The sequence below is a fragment of the Prevotella vespertina genome, assembly GCF_009728485.1.
In the GTDB taxonomy this organism is placed as follows: Bacteria; Bacteroidota; Bacteroidia; order Bacteroidales; family Bacteroidaceae; genus Prevotella; species Prevotella vespertina.
The window spans coordinates 1-25,150 of the sequence record NZ_VVIQ01000009.1 but is presented as its reverse complement, the minus strand read 5'-3'; the positions used below and the strand labels follow the sequence as shown (position 1 = coordinate 25,150).

At 41.3% G+C, this 25,150-nt stretch carries 18 protein-coding genes, 5 tRNA genes and 1 pseudogene; 1 reads left to right on the top strand and 23 read right to left on the bottom strand.

The features are described from left to right. Positions 1 to 627: 627 nt before the first annotated feature. The 21 genes and pseudogenes from F0475_RS08575 to F0475_RS08475 all read right to left on the bottom strand — a co-directional run bounded on the left by F0475_RS08575 (position 628) and on the right by F0475_RS08475 (position 20,940). Positions 628 to 960: a DUF3467 domain-containing protein gene (locus tag F0475_RS08575; protein ID WP_009435161.1), complete on the bottom strand. Its 333-nt coding sequence runs from the start codon at positions 958 to 960 to the stop codon at positions 628 to 630. Positions 961 to 1,154: 194 nt separating this feature from the next. Then, on the bottom strand, positions 1,155 to 2,900 hold the full coding sequence (locus F0475_RS08570; RefSeq protein ID WP_155716311.1) for a WG repeat-containing protein: 1,746 nt from the start codon (positions 2,898 to 2,900) through the stop codon (positions 1,155 to 1,157). A gap of 33 nt (positions 2,901 to 2,933) precedes the next feature. Continuing rightward, a pseudogene (locus F0475_RS11980) lies at positions 2,934 to 3,239 on the bottom strand (energy transducer TonB); the annotation flags it as partial. A 986-nt stretch (positions 3,240 to 4,225) separates the two neighbouring features. Continuing rightward, complete coding sequence (gene rpoC, locus F0475_RS08560; protein WP_155716309.1) at positions 4,226 to 8,599, bottom strand: DNA-directed RNA polymerase subunit beta'; 4,374 nt, start codon at positions 8,597 to 8,599, stop codon at positions 4,226 to 4,228. A gap of 29 nt (positions 8,600 to 8,628) precedes the next feature. Further along, entirely contained in the window at positions 8,629 to 12,438 is a 3,810-nt protein-coding gene (gene rpoB, locus F0475_RS08555; protein WP_155716308.1) for a DNA-directed RNA polymerase subunit beta, read from the bottom strand. A gap of 154 nt (positions 12,439 to 12,592) precedes the next feature. Beyond that, complete coding sequence (gene rplL / locus F0475_RS08550) at positions 12,593 to 12,970, bottom strand: 50S ribosomal protein L7/L12 (RefSeq protein ID WP_009435172.1); 378 nt, start codon at positions 12,968 to 12,970, stop codon at positions 12,593 to 12,595. Positions 12,971 to 13,033: 63 nt separating this feature from the next. Continuing rightward, entirely contained in the window at positions 13,034 to 13,552 is a 519-nt protein-coding gene (rplJ, locus tag F0475_RS08545; protein ID WP_009435193.1) for a 50S ribosomal protein L10, read from the bottom strand. An 18-nt stretch (positions 13,553 to 13,570) separates the two neighbouring features. After that, entirely contained in the window at positions 13,571 to 14,263 is a 693-nt protein-coding gene (gene rplA / locus F0475_RS08540; RefSeq protein WP_004383921.1) for a 50S ribosomal protein L1, read from the bottom strand. A gap of 20 nt (positions 14,264 to 14,283) precedes the next feature. After that, positions 14,284 to 14,724 (bottom strand): 50S ribosomal protein L11, encoded by a 441-nt coding sequence (gene rplK / locus F0475_RS08535; protein ID WP_009435207.1) that lies wholly within the window; start codon positions 14,722 to 14,724, stop codon positions 14,284 to 14,286. Positions 14,725 to 14,781: 57 nt separating this feature from the next. Next, positions 14,782 to 15,327, bottom strand: coding sequence for a transcription termination/antitermination protein NusG (gene nusG / locus F0475_RS08530; RefSeq protein WP_155716307.1), 546 nt, complete (start codon positions 15,325 to 15,327; stop codon positions 14,782 to 14,784). Between the two features lie 11 nt (positions 15,328 to 15,338). Next, complete coding sequence (secE, locus tag F0475_RS08525) at positions 15,339 to 15,530, bottom strand: preprotein translocase subunit SecE (protein WP_009435163.1); 192 nt, start codon at positions 15,528 to 15,530, stop codon at positions 15,339 to 15,341. 17 nt (positions 15,531 to 15,547) lie between these two features. Further along, a tRNA-Trp gene (locus F0475_RS08520) sits at positions 15,548 to 15,620 on the bottom strand. 55 nt (positions 15,621 to 15,675) lie between these two features. Next, complete coding sequence (gene tuf, locus F0475_RS08515) at positions 15,676 to 16,872, bottom strand: elongation factor Tu (protein WP_009435189.1); 1,197 nt, start codon at positions 16,870 to 16,872, stop codon at positions 15,676 to 15,678. 69 nt (positions 16,873 to 16,941) lie between these two features. Next, positions 16,942 to 17,013, bottom strand: a tRNA-Thr gene (locus tag F0475_RS08510). A 10-nt stretch (positions 17,014 to 17,023) separates the two neighbouring features. After that, positions 17,024 to 17,096, bottom strand: a tRNA-Gly gene (locus F0475_RS08505). A gap of 14 nt (positions 17,097 to 17,110) precedes the next feature. Continuing rightward, a tRNA-Tyr gene (locus F0475_RS08500) sits at positions 17,111 to 17,192 on the bottom strand. 29 nt (positions 17,193 to 17,221) lie between these two features. Further along, positions 17,222 to 17,295: transfer RNA gene (locus tag F0475_RS08495), tRNA-Thr, on the bottom strand. 87 nt (positions 17,296 to 17,382) lie between these two features. Next, positions 17,383 to 17,682, bottom strand: coding sequence for a ribosome hibernation-promoting factor, HPF/YfiA family (hpf, locus tag F0475_RS08490; protein WP_036894905.1), 300 nt, complete (start codon positions 17,680 to 17,682; stop codon positions 17,383 to 17,385). Positions 17,683 to 17,704: 22 nt separating this feature from the next. Further along, entirely contained in the window at positions 17,705 to 18,583 is an 879-nt protein-coding gene (locus F0475_RS08485; RefSeq protein WP_155716306.1) for a tyrosine recombinase XerC, read from the bottom strand. A 76-nt stretch (positions 18,584 to 18,659) separates the two neighbouring features. Continuing rightward, positions 18,660 to 18,851, bottom strand: coding sequence for a 30S ribosomal protein S21 (rpsU, locus tag F0475_RS08480; protein ID WP_009434519.1), 192 nt, complete (start codon positions 18,849 to 18,851; stop codon positions 18,660 to 18,662). A gap of 304 nt (positions 18,852 to 19,155) precedes the next feature. After that, positions 19,156 to 20,940 (bottom strand): aminopeptidase P family protein, encoded by a 1,785-nt coding sequence (locus F0475_RS08475; protein WP_155716305.1) that lies wholly within the window; start codon positions 20,938 to 20,940, stop codon positions 19,156 to 19,158. A gap of 266 nt (positions 20,941 to 21,206) precedes the next feature. Here F0475_RS08475 and F0475_RS08470 point away from each other — a divergent pair, with 266 nt between their 5' ends. Continuing rightward, the gene (locus F0475_RS08470; RefSeq protein WP_009012366.1) at positions 21,207 to 22,199 is read left to right on the top strand and encodes a malate dehydrogenase; all 993 of its coding nucleotides are present in this window, start codon (positions 21,207 to 21,209) and stop codon (positions 22,197 to 22,199) included. A 210-nt stretch (positions 22,200 to 22,409) separates the two neighbouring features. Here F0475_RS08470 and F0475_RS08465 read toward each other — a convergent pair whose 3' ends face one another. Both F0475_RS08465 and F0475_RS08460 read right to left on the bottom strand, forming a co-directional pair. Then, complete coding sequence (locus tag F0475_RS08465) at positions 22,410 to 23,657, bottom strand: hypothetical protein (protein WP_155716304.1); 1,248 nt, start codon at positions 23,655 to 23,657, stop codon at positions 22,410 to 22,412. 108 nt (positions 23,658 to 23,765) lie between these two features. Further along, on the bottom strand, positions 23,766 to 25,150 hold a 1,385-nt coding region (locus F0475_RS08460), incomplete at its 5' end, for a TonB-dependent receptor domain-containing protein (protein ID WP_234422981.1).

Below are 25,150 nucleotides of genomic sequence, written 5' to 3'. Positions count from 1 at the left end.
GTGATTGTGATTTTGTGATTGGTATGCACGTTAGGAGAAGCTTTGGTAGGCTTCTCCTATTTTTACTTATCTCTCTGTAAAACAGATAGATACAATGATATTTGCAGAACTTGTTACTCTAGCATACTAAAAAACGATGGTTATCAGAAAGATTCTACCTACCTTTGCAAACAGAGAAAGAAAAAGAAGTGACACCCTCTATCATCTGACTTTGCCTTTGAGTCTTTAATCTAACGAATTACAGTTCACGAGGAAGGAACGTTTCAAGTTCAAATATCAATAATTAGGACTCAAAAAGGTTAGGGTTGGTAGATGTAAAGGTTAGGGTTAGAAGATGTAAAGGTTAGGGTTAGGAGATGTAAAGGTTAGGGTTGCTGATAGTTAAGGTTAGGTTTGATGATAGTTAAAGTTAGAGGTTGATGATAGTTAAGGTTAGAAGTTGATGATAGTTAAGGTTAGGGTTTGATGATAGTTAAAGTTAGAGGTTGATGATAGTTAAGGTTAGAGTTAATGGACGATAAAGGTTAATGATTAGGGGAAGAGATTATAACTACTAGTTCACCTCAAAACAGAAAGTCGCCCCCAACAAGGAGACGACTATCAAGTATTTAAATATTAAAGGATTGCTTATGCTTCAGCCTTACCATTTCCGAATGGAGCAATAGTGCGTGGTCCCTGCTCTTTTGGTTCGTGACGATCAATCTTACCAAACTCTTTCTCATAGCGTACTACATTATCCTGCAAAGCTGCAAGAAGACGAAGTGCATGCTCTGGAGCGATGATAACACGACTGGTAACTGTTGCCTTTGGAACACCTGGAAGAAGTGTAGCAAAGTCGAGCACAAACTCTGAACTAGAGTGAGAGATTATCTGGAAGTTTGTATAAACACCATTAGCGATTTCCGGTGAGAGATCAATCTGCAACTGCTGTCCCTCTTGATTCTGATTGTTATTGTCCATTTTACTTAAAAGATTTAGATAAATAATTCGTTTGTATTGCTTGAATAAACCGAACAAGGTTAAGCATTATCTACAACTTATATGCCTCGTAGGGTCTAGCTTATGCAAAGGTAATACTTTCATTGCACTTACCCAAATCTTAACGCAATAGTTTTACAGAACTTATCAAAGGTCTGTACAGAACAACGAATCGACTAATAGGCTATGGCAGAATCTAGACAAACACTATCAGCGTACTCCGTATCATCTGCATATGAGTCACTTGTGGTCGTAACAGCATCATCACTACCCGTAAACATATTAAGGTTAATGGCATTAACATCAAAATTGCCATAATTCAAATAAACCTTATCACCATCGCTACCCACAAAATAATAAGCATTGCCACTAGCGACTATCAACGCATACTCTGTCTCCTTGACAATCGTACCAACCTTCTTCAGCTTCGCCTTTAAACTTCTCGTAAGCTGACTCAAATGTCCTTTTAATAGCTTTTCATTGTAGAAGGTAACAGATATTTGATTAGGACTAATATTACTAAAGCCTGATGAGAAAGTGTAATCAGCAACATTATCATCAAACAAAGCAGCTATCTGAAACTTCACATTGTTGAAGTTCAAGTCAACACTAATATCATTAGAATATCGATACGATGAAGCATTGTTGCTAAAATCTCCTTCTCCATACTGCTTATCTAGAAAACTAAACGACTTTATGACATCTGCTACTTCCATGGTTAGGTTAAGCCCCAAGAGCCCATCCTTCTTTATATGTAATTGGTTAATGAATGACGTAAGATCTAAGTACTGACTTTCAAACTCGGTGTCTCCCTGATTATAGCTGAACTCATAAATATCAGCTTTCGTCTTAACTTCTTTACCCTTATCATCTATAATAATCCAACTATCACCATCATCCTTAACAAAATACTTATCACCTGACAAAGGATAAACATCATCAAACTCATTAGGAGAAACAACATCCTCCTCCTCGGTAATGAGTTTCCATTGCGCGTCAGTATGGTCATCAAGAACAAAGAGCTGGTTAGCCCCCGTAAACTTAATATTTGAATACTTTGGACGTATCAGAACATCACCATTAAAGTCCATCAAGCCACATTGTTCACCATCACTAAAGATGAACTTACCATTCCTCATACCTTTAATAGATCGTATCTTATGGGAGGCATGAAGAATCCACTCCCCTTTCTCATTGATAAGTCCCCAATAATTATTACCATCGGTGCCCTCCTTTGCTACAGCCAAGACATCATCACAGAAATAATCAACACCATCGGAAATCTTTGCTAAGGGGAACTCTGAAAGAACCTTACCAGACGTATCCAACACGGTTATTTTAACCTTAGATCTATCTTTTACTCCCTTATATTTGTTGTGAACTCCTATGAACTTACCATCCTTAGCTGATTCCAGTACAAGATAGTCTGGCTTTATAACTACATTACCTGATGCGTCAATCGCTCCATAATAGCCGCCACACTTAAACACAGCAAGTCCATCAGTAAAGTTCCTACACGAGGTAATAGCTACGCCATCTACATTACCCAATGTAAACCTTACTTTGCCGTTCTTATCAATAAAGTCAATAGCTTTACCTTTCTCAACGACAGGGGCAACATCCTCTATAAAAGCTCCTGCTTGCACATACTCCTTACCTACTTGTCTTGCATTCTTATCAGCGGTGTACATCTCCCAATACCCTGCTTTATTCTTAACAAAGAATCGGTCATTCGACACGATGGTTGGCTCGCTCTTAAATTCATCTTCTAAGAGTACATCTCCATCTAAATTAATAAATCCCCATTTACCATCCTTTTCTGATCTGAAAGGTATATACTCTGCTACACTTTCCTCTTTCTGACAAGATGACAACAAGGAGATAAGGGCGAACACGAAACTTAGTAATAGGTATTTTCTCATTATGATAAGGTTTTAAGTATGTGACATTGATAATTATTGTAGTTTAAAAGTTATTGGAAGAGTAAACCAAACATTAGCAGGCTTTCCATGATTCATTCCTGGATTCCATGCAGGCATACTATTCACAACGCGCAACGCTTCTCGATCGAGTGATGGGTCAACTCCTCTTACAACCTGTGCTTGACTAAGATTACCATCACTCTCCACAACGAACTTCACAATAACACGACCTTGGATACCATTTTCAGCTGCCACTGCTGGATATTGTAAATGGCTAGACAACCAAGCATTCACATTCCCCTTAAACGAAGGCATTTGTTCTGCAATCGTATAAATTTTATCAGCATCTTCTGACGACATATCATCCGAACTATCGTATTCAGACTCTTCACAATCAGAGTCCTCGTACGAATTACGGCTCTTGGATTTCGATTTCTTCGTTGCAGTAGGACAATCATCATATACATATATGTCATAGTCGCTAACTGGTCTAGACGGACGAGGTTGCACCGAATGTGGCTTAACAACACGTGGTCTATTCACAACGACTTTACGCTGTGGTGCAGGCTTCTTCACTATTACTCTTACAGCAGGAGCCGTAGAATGTTGCCGTCTGGTGGGGAGTCTCAAGCCTTGTGCCTCAACATTCAAAGCCATTAGACAGAATAAAACAAGATATATCAATCGGGGCATAATAGCTATATTTTAAATTAATCATTCACCTGTTATAAATCGGTCTGTAGAGTACCCATCGCCATCAAATTACGTAATGACTCAAATCATAAGTAACGCTTGCAAAAATACGAAATAATATGCCACGAGGCAAACGAATGTATAAAAAACTACTAAAAAAGATAAATAAAAGCCCTTCTAACAAGTATCTTTCCTTATGTAACCTCCTTGTCTAACCATTCAAAATCACCCTACTCCCACTCTTTATGATCTTAACTTCTTCCCCCATTACTCAAGATGATTCAGCATCTTCCCTATTAGGAACAAAGACATACCGCATAAGGAACATTGATGTTCCAGTGTGGGAACATGGACGTTCCAGTGTGGGAACATTGATGTTCCAGCATGGGAACATGGACGTTCCAGTGCGGGAACATTGCTCATTGCCCTAAGGAGAAAAGCAACAGGTAGCTTACTATAAGATAGAAGATGCTATTTTGAAGTAAAGCAAAGCCTCTCCTTGCCTGTTAATAAGCACCGCTTCAATCGAAAGGATGATAAGTTATAAAGAGCAGAACACCTTACAATGAAAAGAGGGGCTCACAGCATATTGCCATGAACCCCTCTTATCTTTATGAATTGGATGCTATAAATTATTCTTTTGTAGCTTCAGCTACTTCTTGATTGGCATAATCTATAACATTCTTCTTATTTGCCTCCATACGCTCGTGTTCCTCTTGTGAGCCAACAACAATCTTCTGCCACTGGCGAAGACCAGTACCGGCAGGGATGAGGTGACCGCAAATTACGTTCTCCTTCATGCCCTCAAGGCAATCACTCTTACCACGAATAGCAGCCTCGTTGAGTACCTTTGTTGTCTCCTGGAACGATGCTGCACTCATGAAGCTCTTCGTACCAAGGGCTGCACGGGTGATACCTTGCAGGATCTGAGTTGCTGTTGCTTGTACGGCATCACGAACCTGAACAAGCTTGAGGTCACGACGCTTCAAGCTAGAGTTTTCATCACGCAACTTGCGTACTGAGAGGATCTGACCCTTATAGCAGTTCTCAGAGTCGCCTGGATCGGTAACTACCTTCTTACCCCAGATACGATCATTCTCTTCAGTAAAGTCGAGCTTATCAACCAACTCTTGCTCCAAGAATGTTGTATCACCTGGGTCATCAATACGTACCTTACGCATCATCTGACGGACGATAATCTCAAAGTGCTTGTCATTAATCTTCACACCTTGTAGACGATAAACGTCCTGCACCTCATTCACAATATACTCCTGAACGGCTGTTGGACCCATGATAGAAAGGATATCAGCTGGAGTGATGATACCATCTGACAATGGTGTACCAGCACGAACAGCGTCATGCTCCTGTACCAGAATCTGCTTTGACAAGCTAACAAGGTACTTGCGTTGCTCGCCAGTCTTAGATGTTACTACAATCTCACGATTACCACGTTTTACCTTACCCATTGTAATCTCACCATCGATTTCAGATACGACAGCAGGGTTAGATGGGTTACGAGCCTCGAAGAGCTCGGTAACACGTGGAAGACCACCCGTGATATCACCAGCACCACCAACAGAGCGTGGAATCTTAACAAGTGTCATACCCGTCTTGATCTCTGCGCCATCCTGGAGAACTTGCTCCAAGTGACCACCTACAGGGAGGTTATAAGTTCCGAGGATGTCACTAGCTGCATATTGACCATCGTCACCCTTCTTAGCACCAACCTTAACAACGTCAACAGTTGGAACCTTTGTCTTATCACGAGAATCGGTGATGATACGCTCTGTCAAACCAGTTGCATCATCGGTTTCTGCCTTATAGGTTACACCTTCAACAACATCGTGTAAACGAAGTACACCTTCATATTCACTAACGATAACAGCATTGAATGGGTCCCACTTACAGATTACATCACCCTTCTGTACCCTATCGCCTGACTTGAAGTAGAGAGAGCTACCATAAGGTACGTTATCAGTAAGTAATACGATACCAGTGTTTGGATCGACAAAGCGGATTTCAGCCAATCGACTGACTACCATCTGGCATTCCTTATCATCGTCATCAACGAATGGTACGGTACGAAGTTCATCAAACTCAATCTTAGCTTCGTTCTTAGCAGTGATAGTTGCGTTAGCGGCTGCGTTACCAGCGACACCACCGGCGTGGAACGTACGAAGTGTAAGCTGTGTACCAGGCTCACCAATAGCTTGCGCTGCAATGACACCAACAGCCTCACCCATCTGTACCATGCGAGCAGTAGCAAGGTTACGACCATAACACTTCTTACATACACCCTTCTTGCTCTCACAAGTAAGTACGGAGCGGATCTCAACCATCTCAATAGGAGAATCCTCGATAGCCTGTGCCTTTGCCTCTGTGATTTCCTCACCTGCTGCAACAATAATCTCGCCTGTTGTAGGGTTTACAACATCGTGAACAGACACACGACCCAAGATACGCTCGTAAAGAGTTGCTATAGTCTCGTCACCACTCTTCAAGGCGCGACACTCAAGACCGCGGAGTGAACCACAATCCTCCTCATTAATGATAACATCATGAGAAACGTCAACAAGACGACGTGTCAAGTATCCGGCATCGGCTGTCTTCATAGCGGTATCAGCCAAACCCTTACGAGCACCGTGTGAAGCAATAAAGTACTCCAACACTGACATACCCTCCTTAAAGTTAGAGATGATAGGGTTCTCAATAATCTGTGCACCTTCAGCACCAGCCTTCTGTGGCTTAGCCATAAGACCACGCATACCAGCAAGCTGAGCAATCTGGTCAGAAGAACCACGGGCACCAGAGTCAAGCATCATATATACAGCGTTGAAACCTTGGTCGGCCTCGGTCATGTGCTTCATCACACTTTGCTTAAGGTTATTGTTAACGTGTGTCCACGCATCAATTACCTGGTTGTAACGCTCCTTATCAGTGATGAAACCCATTTCGTAGTTAGCCTTCACCTGATCAACCTCATCCTGACCCTTACCAACAATGTCTTTCTTCTCTACAGGAACGATGATATCGTCCAAGTTGAAGGATAGACCTGCTACGTATGCCATGTGGTAACCGAGGTTCTTGATACCATCAAGGAACTCACAAGCACGTGCCATACCGACAGCCTTAATTACATCAGCAATAAGACCACGGAGTGACTTCTTTGAGATAATACCATTGAAGAAACCAATCTCGGTTGGAATAATCTGGTTGACAATAACACGACCAACAGAGGTTTCAACCATTCTCTTCTGTATCTTACCATCTACAAGGTCGTCAACAACAACCTTTACTTGAGCATGAAGGTCACACTTCTTCTCATTGTAAGCAATGATAGCCTCTTCCGAACCATAGAATGATAGGCCTTCACCCTTAGCGCCTGGACGAATCTTAGTAATATAGTAGAGACCAAGCACCATATCCTGTGAAGGAACGGTGATAGGTGCACCATTAGCAGGGTTAAGGATGTTATGGCTCTGGAGCATCAATATCTGTGTCTCTAAGACAGCCTCATTACTCAATGGGAGGTGAACAGCCATCTGGTCACCATCGAAGTCGGCATTGAACGCTGTACATGCCAATGGGTGCAGCTGGATAGCCTTACCCTCAATGAGCTTAGGCTGGAATGCTTGAATACCCAAACGGTGAAGTGTCGGCGCACGGTTCAACATTACTGGGTGACCCTTCATTACATTCTCAAGGATATCCCAAATAACTGGCTCACGACGATCAACAATCTTCTTAGCACTCTTTACAGTCTTCACGATACCGCGCTCGATGAGCTTGCGGATGATGAATGGTTTGTAAAGCTCTGCTGCCATCAACTTAGGAAGACCGCACTCACCCATCTTCAACTCAGGACCAACAACGATTACTGAACGAGCAGAATAGTCGACACGTTTACCGAGGAGGTTCTGACGGAAACGTCCTTGCTTACCCTTCAAGGAGTCTGAAAGAGACTTCAATGGTCGGTTACTCTCACTCTTAACAGCTGATGACTTACGGCTGTTGTCAAAGAGAGAGTCAACAGCTTCCTGAAGCATACGTTTCTCGTTACGAAGAATAACCTCAGGAGCTTTGATTTCCATCAAACGCTTCAAACGATTGTTACGGATGATAACACGACGATAAAGGTCGTTAAGGTCTGATGTTGCAAAGCGACCACCATCCAATGGAACCAATGGACGAAGCTCTGGTGGAGTAACAGGGATAATCTTCATGATCATCCACTCTGGTCTATTTACACCTATTGACTGACGGAAGCCCTCTACTACTTGAAGACGCTTCAAGGCATCTGTCTTACGTTGCTGACTAGAGTCAGTTGTGGCACGATCACGTAATTCGCCAGCAAGACGATCAAGATCGATACCAGTTAACAAATCATAGACAGCCTCTGCACCCATCTTAGCAATAAACTTACTTGGGTCAGAATCATCTAGACGCTCATTGCCTTCTGGGAGTTTATTATCAAGGATATCGAGGTATTCATCCTCTGAAAGAAGGTCGAACTTATGAGAACCATTCAAATCCTCATCCGTATCGGCATTCTTCATACCCTCTACAACACCAGGCTGGATAACAACATACTTCTCGTAATAAATAACAGCATCTAACTTTTTGGTTGGCATACCAAGGAGGTAACCAATCTTGTTAGGAAGACTACGGAAGTACCAGATATGCGCAACTGGAACAACCAACTCTATGTGACCAGCACGTTCACGACGAACCTTCTTTTCTGTTACCTCAACACCACAACGATCACAAACAATACCTTTATAGCGAATACGCTTATATTTACCACAAGCACACTCATAATCCTTTGTAGGACCAAAGATACGCTCGCAGAACAAACCATCACGTTCTGGTTTATAGGTACGATAGTTTATAGTCTCTGGCTTGGTTACCTCACCAAAAGAATTTTCAAGGATTTCTTCAGGTGAAGCCAGTCCGATAGTAATCTTGCTGAAATTACTCTTTACTTTATTATCTTTCTTAAAAGCCATGTTTTACTTCTATTATAGGGGTGTACGTATTAATCAAGTTTGATGCTTAAACCGAGACCACGTAATTCGTGTAACAACACATTGAGTGACTCTGGAATACCTGGTGTTGGCATTGGTTCACCCTTAACGATAGCCTCATAAGCCTTAGAACGACCTACGACATCATCAGACTTGATTGTCAAAATCTCCTGAAGAACATGAGATGCACCAAAGGCCTCAATAGCCCAAACCTCCATCTCTCCAAAACGCTGACCACCAAATTGTGCTTTACCACCAAGTGGCTGTTGGGTTATCAATGAGTATGGACCGATACTACGTGCGTGCATCTTATCCTCTACCATGTGGCCAAGTTTCAAGAAGTAAGTAATACCAACAGTAGCTGGCTGATCGAACTTCTCACCAGTTTCACCATCATAGATATATGTAGAACAGAGATTTGGTAGACCTGCCTTATCTGTCCACTCCTTCAAATCAGAGAGCTTAGCACCATCAAAGATAGGAGTAGCGAACTTCACACCTAGCTTACGTCCAGCAGCACCCAAAATTGCTTCGAAGATCTGACCAAGGTTCATACGAGAAGGCACACCCATTGGGTTCAATACTAAATCTACAGGGCGACCATCTTCGAGGAATGGCATATCTTCCGTACGTACAACCTTTGATACGATACCTTTATTACCATGACGACCAGCAAGTTTATCACCAACTTGAATCTTACGTTTCTTTGCAATGTAAACCTTAGCCATCTGAAGAACACCAGATGGAAGTTCATCACCGATAGTAATTGCAAACTTCTTACGTTTAAGTTCAGCATCCATTTGCTTATACTTATGTATGAAGTTCATTATCAACTTCTGAATCAAGAGGTTGGTATGCTCATCATCAGTCCAACCATTTGATTGGATTCCCTCATAGTCAAGGTTCTTTAATGCAGCAACAGTGAACTTACTTCCCTTTGTAATGATTTCAGCGTCAGAGTAATCTTTAACACCCTCGGAAACTTTATCCTCTGTCAACTCTAGAAGTTTATCAACCAAGAGATCCTTCAAATCATTTACCTTAGCCTCCTGTTCTTCATCAATCTTAGCAAGTGTTACCTTATCTTGTCGTTTGCTCTCACGTGTTTTTATAGCACGAGCAAAGAGTTTCTTATCGATAACGACACCACTCAATGAAGGATTAGCTTTCAGTGAAGAATCTTTCACATCGCCAGCCTTATCACCAAAGATAGCACGAAGGAGCTTCTCTTCAGGAGAAGGATCGCTCTCACCCTTAGGTGAAATCTTACCAATCATGATATCACCAGATTCTACACGAGCACCAACACGAATAATACCATTGTCATCAAGATCCTTTGTAGCTTCTTCGCTTACATTTGGAATATCAGAAGTAAATTCTTCAACGCCACGCTTCGTCTCACGTACCTCAAGAGAGTACTCATCTACATGGACTGATGTTAATACGTCTTCACGTACCATACGCTCAGAGATTACAACAGCATCCTCATAGTTATAACCCTTCCAAGGCATATAAGCAACGAGAAGATTACGACCTAGAGCCAATTCACCATTCTCAGTTGCATAGCCTTCAGTAAGAATATCACCCTTCTTCACACGTTGTCCCTTGTCACATATAGGGCGAAGGTCAACAACCATATTTTGATTCGTTCGACGGAACTTAGGAATACGATATTCTTTCAATGCTGGTTCAAAACTAACAAACTCTTCGTCCTCTGTACGATCGTAAAGAATTCGAATAGTTGTGGCATCAACATATTCAATAACTCCTTCACCTTCTGCTGTAATCATCGTACGTGAATCTTCACATACTTGTTTCTCAAGACCTGTACCAACAATTGGGGCATCATTATGTAGCAATGGAACTGCCTGGCGCATCATGTTACAACCCATCAATGCACGGTGACCATCATCATGCTCTAAGAAAGGAATGAGACCAGCAGAAACAGAAGCTATCTGTTGTGGAGAAACATCTATTAAGTTAACAGAGTCAGGTCCTACAACAGGATAATCTGCATCTTGACGACACTTAACGGTGTCGCGAACAAAAGTTCCATCATCATTCAATGGAGCATTACCTTGTCCAATAATCTGATCTTCCTCCTCTTCTGCCGTCAAGAATACAACATCCTTGTTGTCCATATCAACCTTAGAATCACGAACACGACGATAAGGTGTAACGATGAAACCTAGATCGTTTATTTTCGCATACATACAAAGTGAAGATATCAAACCAATGTTTGGTCCTTCAGGAGACTCAATTGGACAAAGGCGACCATAGTGAGTATAGTGAACATCACGCACCTCAAAACCTGCACGTTCACGAGAAAGTCCACCTGGACCCAATGCAGAAAGACGACGTTTGTGGGTTACTTCGGCTAAAGGATTAGTCTGATCCATAAATTGGCTCAATGGATTAGTACCGAAGAATGAGTTGATAACACTTGAGATCGTCTTTGCATTAATCAAATCCGTTGGCTGGAACACCTCACTATCACGAACATTCATACGTTCACGAATAGTACGATTCATACGAGCAAGTCCTATCGAGAATTGGTTAGCTAACTGCTCACCAATAGTACGTACACGACGATTTGATAAATGGTCAATATCATCAACGGTTGCATTTGAATTGACTAAGCTAATGAGGTACTTGATAATCTCAACAATATCATCCTTAGTCAACACACGCGTATCCATGTCCGTATCCAAGTTCAATTTCTTATTGATACGATAGCGACCGACCTCACCCAAGTCATAACGTTTGTCTGAAAAGAAAAGGTTTTGGAATACCTCACGTGCACTTGCATCGTCTGCAGCATCAGCATTGCGAAGTTGACGATAAATGTAATTAACGGCCTCTATTTCAGAGTGACTAGGATCTTTTGCCAGTGTATTAAATATAATAGAATACTTATTTGCTGCATCCTCATCCTTATGAAGCAAGATTGTTGAAACAGAACTATCAAGTATCTCGTCAACATTCTCCTCAGTAATAACAGTTTCTCTCTCTACAACAACCTTATTACGCTCGATAGAAACAACTTCACCAGTATCCTCGTCAACAAAATCCTCAGTCCATGTCTTCATCACATTACCAGCAATTTTACGTCCAATGGCTGCCTTCATATTCTTCTTATTGACCTTTACCTCTTCACAAAGATCAAAGATTTGAAGAATGTCACGATCAGACTCATACCCAATGGCACGTAACATCGTTGTAACAGGTAATTTCTTCTTACGGTCAATGTAAGCATACATAACATTATTTATGTCTGTCGCAAACTCTATCCATGATCCCTTAAAAGGTATAATACGTGCACTATACAATACCGTACCATTAGCATGAACACCTTGACCAAAGAACACACCAGGAGAACGATGTAATTGAGATACAACTACACGCTCAGCTCCATTGATAACAAATGTACCATTGCTAGTCATGTATGGGATTGTACCCAAGAATACATCCTGAATAAATGTACCAAAATCCTCATGATCTGGATCTGTACAATACAGCTTCATCTTAGCCTTTAAAGGTACACTATATGTCAAACCACGTTCCAGACATTCTTCAATAGTATATCTAGGTGGATCAACATAATAGTCCAAGAACTCAAGAACGAAATTATTACGTGTATCGGTAATAGGGAAGTTCTCTGCAAACACCTTATATAGACCGTCATTCTTGCGTTCCTCAGGCGGAGTATCTAGCTGCAAGAAGTCACGAAAAGACTTCAGTTGCACATCTAAGAAGTCCGGATATGGGTAAGGATTCTTAACGCTGGCGAAACTTACTCTAGGTTTATTATCTAATGCCATAAACTGAAATTAAATATTCGAATATTCAAAGTCCAATAACGAACTTAAAGCGTGATTAAACAATCAACGTATGTGTCAAAAGACACAAAAAGGTTAGGACTCACCTACTTGGTAAATCCTAACCAAATTATATTTTATGCAAAGTATGAAGAAATTACTTCAACTCTACCTTTGCACCTTCAGCCTCGATAGTCTTCTTCAAGTTCTCAGCCTCAGCCTTAGCCATACCCTCCTTCAATGTAGAAGGTGCGCCATCAACTAAGTCTTTAGCTTCCTTCAAACCAAGACCACAAGCCTCTTTAACAGCCTTTACTACTTTAAGTTTATTAGCACCAGCCTCAACGAGAACTACGTCAAACTCTGACTTCTCCTCTGCACCACCAGCTGCACCACCAGCAGCAGGACCAGCAACAGCAACAGCTGCAGCTGCAGGCTCAATACCATACTCTTCCTTGAGCACAGTTGCCAACTCATTTACTTCCTTAACAGTAAGGTTTACTAACTCTTCTGCAATAGCTTTTACGTCTGCCATCTTATTCTAAACTTTTTAATTTTTTGTTCTAAAAATAATATATCTTTGACTTTATTAGATTTCTTACTCAGCGCGCTCACCTAAAGTCTTAAGTACACCATGAATAGTGCCAGCGCCTGATTGAAGAGCAGAAACAACGTTCTTGGCTGGAGATTGTAGCAATGCAACAACATCTGCAATAACTTCGTTCTTACTCTTGAGAGCTGCAAGTTCTTCGAGCTTATCTGCACCAATAAATAGAGTTTCCTCTACATAAGCTGCCTTTAGAGCAGGAATAGCTTCCTTCTTATACTCTTTCAACAATTTAGCTGGTACATTTGCAGTATGAGCAAACATAACTGCAGTATTGCCCTTCAAAGAACCATACAGTGGTTCAAAATCTACATCTGAAGCTTCAAAAGCCTTGTGAAGAAGAGTATTCTTCACTACGACCATATTGATCTCACTCTTAAAGCACTTACGGCGAAGAGAACTTGTAGCCTCAGCATTCAAACCAGTTACATCAACTAGATAGAAATGAGGGAAGTTCTTCAACTTCTCACCGAGTTCAGCGATAATTGTATCTTTTACTTCTTTCTTCATTGTACAAAACTTTTAGAGTTATTCAGCTGATTTAGGATCAATCTTGACACCCTTACTCATTGTGCTAGAAATAAAGATACTCTTGATATATGTACCTTTAGCTGCAGCAGGCTTCAACTTGATAACGGTAGAGATAAATTCTTTCGCATTACCATAAATCTGCTCAGCAGTCATACTAACCTTACCAATTGATGTATGGATAATACCAGCCTTATCAACCTTAAAGTCAATCTTACCCTGCTTTACTTCCTTCACTGCCTTAGCAACATCCATAGTCACAGTACCACTCTTTGGGTTTGGCATCAATCCACGAGGACCAAGTACACGACCTAAAGGACCTAACTTACCCATGCATGATGGCATAGTGATGATGACATCAACATCAGTCCATCCACCCTTTATCTTCTCAACATACTCGTCGAGACCAACGTAATCAGCACCAGCTTCCTTAGCGGCAGCTTCCTGATCAGGAGTACAGAGACAGAGTACACGTGTCACCTTACCTGTACCATTTGGTAATGACACAACGCCACGAACCATTTGGTTAGCTTTACGTGGGTCAACACCAAGGCGAACATCTACATCTACAGAAGCATCAAACTTAGTTGTGGTAATTTCCTTAACCAACTTAGCTGCTTCAGCTAATGTGTATGCTTTCCCTGCTTCAACCTTCTCAGCGACTGATTTCTGATTTTTTGTCAGTTTACTCATTTTTACTTTTGAAGTTTAAATTATTTACCAGGGAAGTCCCCTTTTACAGTGATACCCATACTACGAGCAGTACCTGCAATCAGTCTCATCGCACTTTCTACTGTGAAGCAGTTAAGATCTGGCATCTTATCTTCAGCAATTGCCTTTATCTGCTCCCAAGTTACGGATGCAACTTTCTTGCGGTTTGGCTCACCTGATCCGCCTTTTACTTTAGCAGCCTCCATAAGCTGTACTGCTGCTGGAGGAGTCTTGATAATAAAGCTAAAAGACTTATCATTGTAGTAAGTAATTACGACTGGAAGAACTTTACCAGCCTTGTCCTGGGTACGGGCGTTGAATTCCTTGCAGAATCCCATAATATTGATACCCTTAGAACCCAATGCAGGGCCTACTGGGGGGGATGGATTTGCAGCGCCACCTTTAATCTGTAATTTGATTAATCCAGCTACTTCTTTAGCCATTTTCTTGTTAATATTAAAAATTAAACTATAAAAGTCAGAATAGTGTCCGTAACAACACTAGTCTTCTTTTGCGACTTGCATAAAACTTAACTCCAATGGATTCTGACGACCAAAGATCATAACCATCACTTTCAACTTATGTTTCTCAGCATTCACCTCTTCGATGATACCATGGAAACCACTGAAAGGACCATCAGTAACCTTAACAGTCTCACCAACCTCATATGGAACATCTTGAACTTCATCAAGTTCTGTTTCTTCCACGTTACCAAGTAAACGATTAATATCTGCTTGGCGAACTGGAGAAGGCTCAGACATACCGCCGAGGAACCCCAATACATTAGGCATGAAACGTAACGTAGAAGCTACGTCTGGAGTCATGTTGGCTTGAACAAGCACGTAGCCAGGAAGACTTAATTTCTCTTTGACAACGCGTTTGCCATTACGCAAAGTTGCGTGCTTCTCCATAGGCAACAAAACCTCGAAAACACGCTCAGCAAGCTTATCGTTCTGTCGTAATTGAGCATCGATATATTCCTTTACCTTAGCCTCTTTACCACTGACAGCCCGAAGAACATACCATTTCTTTTCTGTATCAGCCATTTTCTAATGAATTAACTCGGATATACAAAATCCATCACATGTTGGAAAACAAAATCCATAGCAAACACTACCAATGCAATGACAAGGGAAGCAGATAAAACAACCATTGCACTATGTGTAAGCTGAGCACGTGATGGCCATGTAGTTTTATGCGCAAGTTCGTCGTAGCAAGCCTTGCAATAATTAACTATCTTCTTAAACATAAAATCTTCTCTTTTTGCACGGGTTGAAGGGCTCGAACCCTCGACACCTGGTTTTGGAGACCAGTGCTCTACCAACTGAGCTAAACCCGTAAATAAGTTCCCAAGCCCGAAGACTCGGGAACTATTTATGATGTAAATCTATGATTTACTTAATATCATCGAGGATTGCTGTAATCTGACCAGAACCTACTGTACGACCACCCTCACGGATAGCGAAACGAAGACCCTCGTTCAAAGCAACCTTGTAGATCAATTCTACTTCAATCTCAACGTTATCACCAGGCATTACCATTTCAACGCCCTCTGGCAACTTGATTTCACCAGTACAATCCATTGTACGGAGGTAGAACTGTGGACGATACTTGTTACCGAATGGTGTGTGACGACCACCCTCTTCCTTCTTCAAGACATAGATAGAAGCCTTGAAGTGATCGTGAGGAGTAATAGCTCCTGGGTGTACGACAACCATACCGCGCTTAACTTCAGCCTTATCAATACCACGGAGGAGAAGACCTACGTTATCACCAGCCTGACCTTGTGCGAGGTTCTTACGGAACATCTCAACACCAGTGATTACAGACTTCTTGTCCTCACCAAGACCGAGCAACTGAACCTCATCACCTACCTTACATACACCAGTCTCAATACGACCAGTAGCAACAGTACCACGACCTGTGATAGAGAATACGTCCTCAACAGGCATCAAGAATGGCTTATCAACCTCACGCTCTGGTTCCTGAATCCAAGTATCAACAGTATCCATGAGCTGCATTACAGAGTCAACCCACTTCTCTACGCCGTTCAAAGCACCAAGTGCAGAACCACGGATAATTGGAGTATCCTCCTCGTAACCATACTGCTCAAGAATCTCGTGAACTTCCATTTCAACGAGGTCAAGCATTTCCTCATCGTCAACCATATCGCACTTGTTCAAGAAAACAACCAAACGAGGTACGTTTACCTGACGAGCGAGCAATACGTGCTCACGAGTCTGTGGCATAGGACCGTCAGTAGCAGCTACAACCAAGATAGCACCATCCATCTGAGCAGCACCAGTTACCATGTTCTTTACATAGTCGGCGTGACCTGGACAGTCTACGTGTGCATAGTGACGATTAGCTGTTTCGTATTCAATGTGTGCAGAGTTAATGGTAATACCACGCTCTTTCTCCTCAGGAGCATTATCAATCTGATCAAAAGACTTAACATCTTCAGAACCGAAGCCCTTCTCATGAAGAACCTTTGAGATTGCTGCAGTAAGAGTGGTCTTACCGTGGTCAACGTGACCGATAGTACCAATGTTTACATGCGGTTTGGTACGCACGAATTCTTCTTTAGCCATAGCTTTTCTTATTTAATATTAAATGAATAATCTGCGTTTTTGTTATACTAACTTAGAAAAATATAGCAGAGCTGTAACTGAGAGTTGAACTCAGGACCTCTTCCTTACCAAGGAAGTGCTCTACCACTGAGCTATTACAGCAAAACCATAGAGCGGAAAACGGGGCTCAAACCCGCGACCCCCAGCTTGGAAGGCTAGTGCTCTATCAACTGAGCTATTTCCGCAAATAACATTTGAGTGGGTAGTGATGGATTCGAACCACCGAAGCTAGAAGCAGCAGATTTACAGTCTGCCCCATTTGGCCACTCTGGAAACTACCCTTATTCAAATGTTCTCTCCCTTCAAGAAGAGCCTCTTGTCGGATTCGAACCAACGACCCCGAGATTACAAATCACGTGCTCTGGCCAACTGAGCTAAAGAGGCATACTTTGCAGCCAAAGGCTACCTGTAGTAAAACGGCTGCAAAGGTAATGATTTATTTTCAATCTCCAAAATATTTAAGAGATTTTTTCAACGTTTTCTTTGCTTTTCCTTAAACTTGGTAAGCTGAACCTTCATTGCATCAACACACTCATCAACTCCTTCTTCAAAAGTATCGAATGTTTTTTCTACAAAAAGCGTTGTACCTGGCACAACAACTGATACACTTGTAGTCTTATTTAATGCAGTAGCAGGTTTCTCCACCTTTAATTGCACCTCAACTTTCTGAATGTCTTCGTAAGACTTTTCTAATTTCTCAATCTTTTTAGCAATAAAACTCTGCAACTTTTCGGTAGTGTCAAAGTGAATTGACTGAATTTTAATTTCCATAGGTACCTCCATTTTTAAAAGGTTACGCCCTTGGGTGGGCATTTTTATAGACTTTTTTCAATTGCTCGAAGGTCGTATGCGTGTAAATCTCTGTCGTAGACAGACTCTCATGACCAAGCAATTTCTTAACACTTTCAAGCCCTGCTTCATGATTAAGCATTGCAGTAGCAAATGTATGCCGAAGCACGTGTGGAGAACGTTTCTTCAGTGTCGAAACCTTCGAGAGGTTTGTTTTCACTATTTGTCTCACTAGTGCATCAGTCACCCTCTCTCCTTTCTCTGTTCGAAAAAAAGCCTCAGACTCGCATTTCATTTCAGCATTACGTCTATGCTGGTAACTAATAAGCGTTTCTGACAATTCGTCACCAAAGGGTATTATGCGCTGTTTATCTCTCTTTCCTGTGACCTTTATTTCACAATTAATATAGTCAACATCTTTATCATTGAGACCAATCAATTCAGAAATACGAATCCCTGTTTCATAGAATGTTACAATAATTGTACGAGCAAGCACATCTTTATAACAATCCGTCCACATATTTTCATCAAGAAGTCGATCCATTTCAGTCTCTTTCAGAAATTGTGGAAGAGGTCTCTTCCTTTTTGGTCCTTGAATCCCGTGAACAGGATCCTTCTCAACAAGATTACGTCGGAGTGCGTATCTATAAAAAGATCTTAGTGCACTGAGTCTTCTATTTACGGAAGAGGCTACATTACCTCTATCCATCATTGCCTCCATCCAACGCCTGACTATATCAGAATCAATAGTCTCCCAAGAGAGCTGTAAATCAAGTTCTTGAAAAAATCGTTCAAACTCTTTCAAGTCATCACGATAATGCTTTACCGTTGCTGGAGAATAATTTCTCTCTAACTTCAAGTAATCCAAGAACAAGTCTACCATTAGCACAATGTCATATCATTTACTGGCAACGAATTTACGGAATTAATTCTAAACTACCAAATTCCTTAAGAAGATTTTACTCTTCTGCGTCGCGAAGCTGCTGTACGTAAACGGCATGCTCCATTTTCAAGCGCTTCTTTACAGAAGGTTTGTCAAACTGCTGACGAGCACGAAGCTCCTTTACAACACCTGTTTTTTCAAACTTTCTCTTGAACTTCTTAAGAGCGCGCTCAATGTTCTCGCCATCCTTTACTGGTACAATAATCATGCTTTTTTGTTTTAATTAAATTAATTGTTATACATAACACAAAAGGGTAATGACACCACTTCTGCGGCTGCAAAGTTACACTTTATTATCTTAACTTCCAAACATTTGTAGACTTTCTTGGCATATTTATCATTGATTATATCCATCACAATATCTCATTCATCATTCATTTTAAGTTGTATGAAAGCAAATTAGCGAACTACCTAAACGACTCCTTCAAGACATTAAGAACGCCTTTCTGTATATATGAGAAGCGTCTTTAATAATGGAGATAAGGCTCTCTTCAGATATAGTTCAGTATCTCTTAGATTGGAAGAGTTGCTTTTTCTAACCATTCTTGCTCTCTTCCATTCAGATAAGGCGAGAGACTCTCGTAGACACGACGATGATAGTTGTTCAGCCACTCACGTTCCTCAACTCTCAACATCTCAAGTACTATCGGGGCTGTATCAATCGGTGCAAGTGTAAGGGTCTCAAACTTGAGGAACTCACCAAAGGCGGTTGTCTCTGCAGGAACAATGAGTAAAGTATTCTCTATGCGCACACCGAATTTCCCTTCAAGATAGAGTCCTGGTTCGTTGGTTACCGTCATACCAGCTTGCATAGGTGCTGGTCGCCACTCCATACGGATTTGATGAGGACCTTCATGTACATTGAGGTAACTCCCTACCCCATGTCCTGTACCATGCAGATAATTATAACCTTCACGCCACATCGGTGCACGAGCCATCGCATCCAACTGTGATCCACAGGCTCCTGCAGGGAAATGAAGCCTATCAAGTTGGATATGTCCTTTCAATACTAAGGTATAGATTCGTCGTTGTTCCTCCGTTAGTTCGCCCAAGGCAATGGTTCTCGTTATGTCTGTCGTACCATCTAAATACTGTGCACCACTATCAATGAGTACCAATCCATGTGGCTTTACTGGGATATCCGTCTTTGGTGTTGCCTCATAATGTACGATTGCTCCATGTTCTTCATACCCGACAATCGTGTCGAAGGAGATACCCTGAAACATAGGTTGCTCTGCACGTAGACCCGTCAAACGCTCGTCAAGCGATATCTCTGTTTGTCCGCCTTTCTCAACATCAGCCTTAATCCATGCTAAGAACTTAACCATTGCAACACCATCACGCAACATAGCAGCACGGAAGCATTCCTGTTCTACCTCGTTCTTTATAGCTTTCATCATCGGGATTGGAGACGTTCCTACATGTAACTTTTCACTCTCCACCGCAGTAGATAAGTTGTAGTTAGTAGAACTAACGTCTATCAAAAGCGATTTCCCAGCATATCTCTTCAAGTCCTCCACTACCGCATCATACTCCTCTACATCTACATGCTCTGTAGAAAGATAGGCCTGCACTTCCTCTGATAATTTATCCTTATATATATATAAGGTAACTTTATCAGGAGCTATTAATAGATAAGAGACAAAGACCGGATTACAATGAACATCGTTTCCACGCAAATTCAGCACCCAAGCAATCTCATCTAAAGCCGTAACTAACAGTCCGTCCGCACCTTGTTTAACTAAACATTCACGTATTCGAGACAGTTTACTTTCTGTTGTCTCACCAGCATACTTCAATGGATGAAGACAGATCTTATTATTAGGAATGACAGGTCGGTCAAGCCATAGCACATCCATTGGATCATCAACACAACGCACCTGCATGTTCCCTTTTGTCGCCAAACTCTCTTTCACATCAGCAACACTAACAAAAGTATTGACACTTCCGTCCACTCCAACAATAGGACTATCGTATTCTGTCAGCTCACTTGCTAACCACTCACTAATAGAAGGAGTACCTTCTACACGTTCTTTCATCAATAGAAACTCACTCCCCGCAAGTTCCTTTGCAGCTGCAATAAAGTAACGAGAATCCGTCCATAAGGCGGCGTGATGCAACGTTACTACGGCAGTACCAGCCGAGCCAGTGAAACCAGATATCCATTCACGAGTCTTCCAGTGGTCGGCCACATATTCACTATTATGGGGGTCACTACTTGGGAAAATAAAAGCAGTAAGCGCATTCTCCTTCATCCATCTGCGAAGAGCAACAAGGCGTTCATTGATTGTTTGCATAATATTTATTGGGTTAGAGGTTATAAAACAATACAAGAAAAGAAAATCTCTCCTATCCGCCTGCTAAGTTAATCAATAATTTCATAACATCCAAATCAAGAAGAACAAGAAATATCTATAAATGCAAAACCGACTTTGCAAAGGCTTACCCTTTTATAAATAATAACACAAATAATTCATTCTTTTTCTTCTCACATACTCTTTTTTTATTAACTTTGCGGTATCGAACAAAAGGGAAAATATACTTTTAAAATAAAATATTTATTATGAATTACTTAACAAACGAGAAACTTGTTATCGTCGGTGCAGGCGGTATGATTGGTTCAAACATGGTTCAGACCGCTCTTACACTCGGTCTTACTCCTAACATCTGTCTATATGATATCTATGAGCCAGGCGTTCATGGTGTATTCGACGAGATGGAGCAGTGCGCTTTCCCAGGTGCTAACCTTTCTTACACCGTTGACCCTGCAGAGGCTTTCACTGGTGCTAAGTACATCATCTCTTCTGGTGGTGCTCCACGTAAGGAGGGTATGACTCGTGAGGACTTGTTGAAGGGTAACTGCAAGATTGCAGCTGATTTCGGTGAGAACATCAAGAAGTACTGCCCAGACGTTAAGCACGTTGTTGTTATCTTCAACCCAGCTGACGTTACAGCATTGACAGCTCTTATCCACTCTGGCTTGAAGCCAAATCAGTTGACATCACTCGCTGCTCTCGACTCTACTCGTCTACAGCAGGCTTTGGCTCATGAGTTCGGCGTACAGCAGGATAAGGTTACTGGTGCACACACCTACGGTGGTCACGGTGAGCAGATGGCTGTATTTGCTTCTCAGGTTAAGGTTGATGGCAAGCCATTGTCAGAGATGGGTCTCTCAGCTGAGCGTTGGGAAGAGATTAAGCATCACACAGTACAGGGCGGTTCAAACATCATCAAGCTTCGTGGCCGTAGCTCATTCCAGAGTCCAGCTTACAACGCCGTTAAGATGATTGAGGCTGCTATGGGTGGTGAGAAGTTCACCTTGCCTGCAGGTTGCTACGTTAACGACGAGAAGCTCGGCTTCAAGAACGTTATGATGGCTATGCCTACAACAATCGATGCTACTGGTGTTCACTACACAGAGCCAACAGGTACTCCAGAGGAGATGGCTTCTCTCCAGGCTTCTTACGAGCACCTCTGCAAGATGCGTGAGGAAATCATCAGCCTCGACATCGTACCAGCTGTTGCTGAATGGAAGAACGACAATGCGAATTTGTAAGTTAGTTGACGAGTTAACAAGATGACAAGTTGACAAGTTATCTGATTACAAAGCAAAATAAAAAGGCAATCAACTTTTCGTTGGTTGCCTTTTTTATTGTACAAAGCTAACTTAGTTGACGAATTAACAAGTTATCTATGTTTACAAAGCAAAATAAAAAGAGGATGTATCAATTTTGACATACCCTCTTTTCTATTGTACAAAGCTAAATTACTTCTCAAAGCTATGGAAGAAACAAGGGTTACCCTTCACTTGAATGATAGGACCTGCAACTTCTTTCGTATCTGGATTGTAAGTGTAGAAGCCTGTAGCCTTCTTATTAGCACTACCAAAGACTATCAAATTCTTATGCTTAGCAACAGCAATACCTTGAGGATTAGAAATCTCCATACCATTGATAAGTGTCATCGTCTTTTGCTTCAAATCAACAACGATTGGAACAGATGTAAAGCTGAGGTATGGATTTGTCAGACCATCAGGAGCAAGTGCAAAGGAGTTTCCATAAATATATAGTAAACCCTTACCCGCATAACACATAGCTGCGATATAGTCTATATGCTTGGTTGAAAGACCAGCAACCTCGGTCTTATCAAGACGAATCAGGAAGTCTGGGTCAATCTCTGTAGAACCATTCTTTATACGAGCAATACCACCATTGAGTCCAGGAACAACACCGAATGAACCAACACAATTAAAGTAGATGTCCTTATTCTCATCCATGAAGATAGAACCTGCATCAATAGGACGAGTAGCAAAGCACATACCCAAAGACTCATTAACAATGTGTTTCTCTACCTTGCCTGTCTTCACATCAATCATAGCAAACTCTATATTATTACGAGTTGCCACATACTGAGCATTCATTTGGTTCAGTCCAACAAAGAGTTTACCATCACGAATAATCATTGCAGCAGGTGCTACCTTTGTATCTGACTGTTTCAGATTATTAAGGTCAATATCAGCAATCTTTGTCATAGTTGTTGGGTTGAATACCATCACAACACCAATACCTTGTAAACTGACGTATGCTTTCTCACTACTTGCTTCTACGATGTTACATGCTGCAGCACCAGCAGGAATAGGCAATGCACCTTCTTTCTTCCATGTACCATCGTTCATAATTCTATAGCGATTTATCTCCGCCTTCGTGTTACCCATATAATCAGGGAATGAGTAGACATTGCCCGACTCTGTTACAATTGGCGTAGCACCAAAACCGCAAGGAATACTATTGCTATTATCATAAGTACCAGGCAATAAACTTGGTAATGCTTGCAAATATACATTACCACTACTACCCTCTGGATTGGTAATTCCCGTTGCGAAGACAACTCCATGGAAGTCCTTATTACCAGGATTAGGTTTAGGACCCGGTGTTGGGTCGTCACCATTGTTTCCACAAGCGGTAAACATAGCCATCACAACAATGGCTGAAAGAATTGATTTAAGCTTTTTCATTTTTCTCTTTATTTAATATTAATATTATCTCTATAGACACACAATATGCCCTTTCTTTATGAATCATACTTTATTCCTTCATATTGCAAAATAAAGTCTTATTGCTTCTTACTTCAGAAGATATCTAACTTTTACTCCTATATATCTTCCTGGCAGAGGACGATTAAACTCTGATACAACATGGCGATCCATAAGATTCTTTACCTTAAACGTTAGAACCCATTGGTCATTCTTGAAACTATGTTCTATTGCTGCATCCATCGTCAAAGCAGAAGGAATCTTCTTATCTTGATACCGACTTACTTCAAAATCATAGTAATATGTATGCACGTATGAAGCATCAAAGAGGAAACGTGTGTTCTGTTCCTTTCCTCCAAAGAGGTTTTCTTTATGGAACTCTGCACCAAAGTTTGCTAATAGATAAGGTACGTTTGGGATACGTTTCATATAGGTGGGATTCTCGACAGTAGTACCAGGAGTTAGCTTTCTGACGTCACGAAGGTCTTGATAAGTACCATTCGCATAAAGATAAAGTACTGGACAGACATCTCCCTTAACATCAAGTTCAACACCTCTCGTACGTACACTACCAAAGTTACGATAGCGAGCCATCGTAGGAATCATATCAGGCGTGAACCTTATCATGTCTTTCAACTGATTATAAAAACCATTCAACTCTATCTCAACAAGTCCACCATCTTGTTTTAAGTGACGATAAAGCATACCAAGATTGACACCAGATGTACGCTCAGGCTTCAAAGCTGGGGATGCAAGGATAGAATATCCATTACCTATCAACTCCTCACTTGTAGGTATTCGCACCTCAGAATTAAAAGAGCCCTTTAGCATCAAGTCGTCTGTAAACTTATAACGAAAGGCATCACTGAATCCAAAATAAGATTTAAACACCTTTACAGGCTCTGGCGAACGTACCGAATAAACATCTATACTACGGGAATGAGATGAGAAAATAAAGTTCTTTAAAGTAAAAGCGTTTTGGAAACGACCATCAAAGAGGGTCAAATCGTATGACAAACCCGTTGTTAAGGTTTTCATCTTACTTGGGAAATTTGACTGAAATCCCAAAGCCTTATCCATTAAGGAATCATTTGGATGAAGTGAATTCCTATCAAAGTAAACATTCAGATTGACACCATGATGCTTATCTATGGTATATCCCAAATTAAGCTTCGACGTCAACTCGTTCGACTGGTTTCTTCCATTTGAAGGGAAGTTATTCTGCTCTCCTCCGTATGGAGAGACTGCAGGCAACTTGTTTCCATCCCAATCATAACGATTTGAAGCCTTATCATTCAAACCATACCTGCCTATGAAATACCCGATATCAAAATCAAAATCGAGACCATCCTCAAATCCGCAACTAAGCCCTTGAAGGTTCTTATTGCGTTTACACGTCCTCTCATTACTGAATTTGCAGATAATTTGAACTTGAAGCACCCACTTCTGCCTACAATATCCCCTTACCCCACAAT

Bases quoted from the DNA above. Each gene is read 5' to 3' on its own strand.
- F0475_RS08575 (WP_009435161.1), bottom strand. From the start codon at position 960: ATGGACAATAACAATCAGAATCAAGAGGGACAGCAGTTGCAGATTGAT.
- F0475_RS08570 (WP_155716311.1), bottom strand. From the start codon at position 2,900: ATGAGAAAATACCTATTACTAAGTTTCGTGTTCGCCCTTATCTCCTTG.
- rpoC (WP_155716309.1), bottom strand. From the start codon at position 8,599: ATGGCTTTTAAGAAAGATAATAAAGTAAAGAGTAATTTCAGCAAGATT.
- rpoB (WP_155716308.1), bottom strand. From the start codon at position 12,438: ATGGCATTAGATAATAAACCTAGAGTAAGTTTCGCCAGCGTTAAGAAT.
- rplL (WP_009435172.1), bottom strand. From the start codon at position 12,970: ATGGCAGACGTAAAAGCTATTGCAGAAGAGTTAGTAAACCTTACTGTT.
- rplJ (WP_009435193.1), bottom strand. From the start codon at position 13,552: ATGAAGAAAGAAGTAAAAGATACAATTATCGCTGAACTCGGTGAGAAG.
- rplA (WP_004383921.1), bottom strand. From the start codon at position 14,263: ATGAGTAAACTGACAAAAAATCAGAAATCAGTCGCTGAGAAGGTTGAA.
- rplK (WP_009435207.1), bottom strand. From the start codon at position 14,724: ATGGCTAAAGAAGTAGCTGGATTAATCAAATTACAGATTAAAGGTGGC.
- nusG (WP_155716307.1), bottom strand. From the start codon at position 15,327: ATGGCTGATACAGAAAAGAAATGGTATGTTCTTCGGGCTGTCAGTGGT.
- secE (WP_009435163.1), bottom strand. From the start codon at position 15,530: ATGTTTAAGAAGATAGTTAATTATTGCAAGGCTTGCTACGACGAACTT.
- tuf (WP_009435189.1), bottom strand. From the start codon at position 16,872: ATGGCTAAAGAAGAATTCGTGCGTACCAAACCGCATGTAAACATTGGT.
- hpf (WP_036894905.1), bottom strand. From the start codon at position 17,682: ATGGAAATTAAAATTCAGTCAATTCACTTTGACACTACCGAAAAGTTG.
- F0475_RS08485 (WP_155716306.1), bottom strand. From the start codon at position 18,583: ATGGTAGACTTGTTCTTGGATTACTTGAAGTTAGAGAGAAATTATTCT.
- rpsU (WP_009434519.1), bottom strand. From the start codon at position 18,851: ATGATTATTGTACCAGTAAAGGATGGCGAGAACATTGAGCGCGCTCTT.
- F0475_RS08475 (WP_155716305.1), bottom strand. From the start codon at position 20,940: ATGCAAACAATCAATGAACGCCTTGTTGCTCTTCGCAGATGGATGAAG.
- F0475_RS08470 (WP_009012366.1), top strand. From the start codon at position 21,207: ATGAATTACTTAACAAACGAGAAACTTGTTATCGTCGGTGCAGGCGGT.
- F0475_RS08465 (WP_155716304.1), bottom strand. From the start codon at position 23,657: ATGAAAAAGCTTAAATCAATTCTTTCAGCCATTGTTGTGATGGCTATG.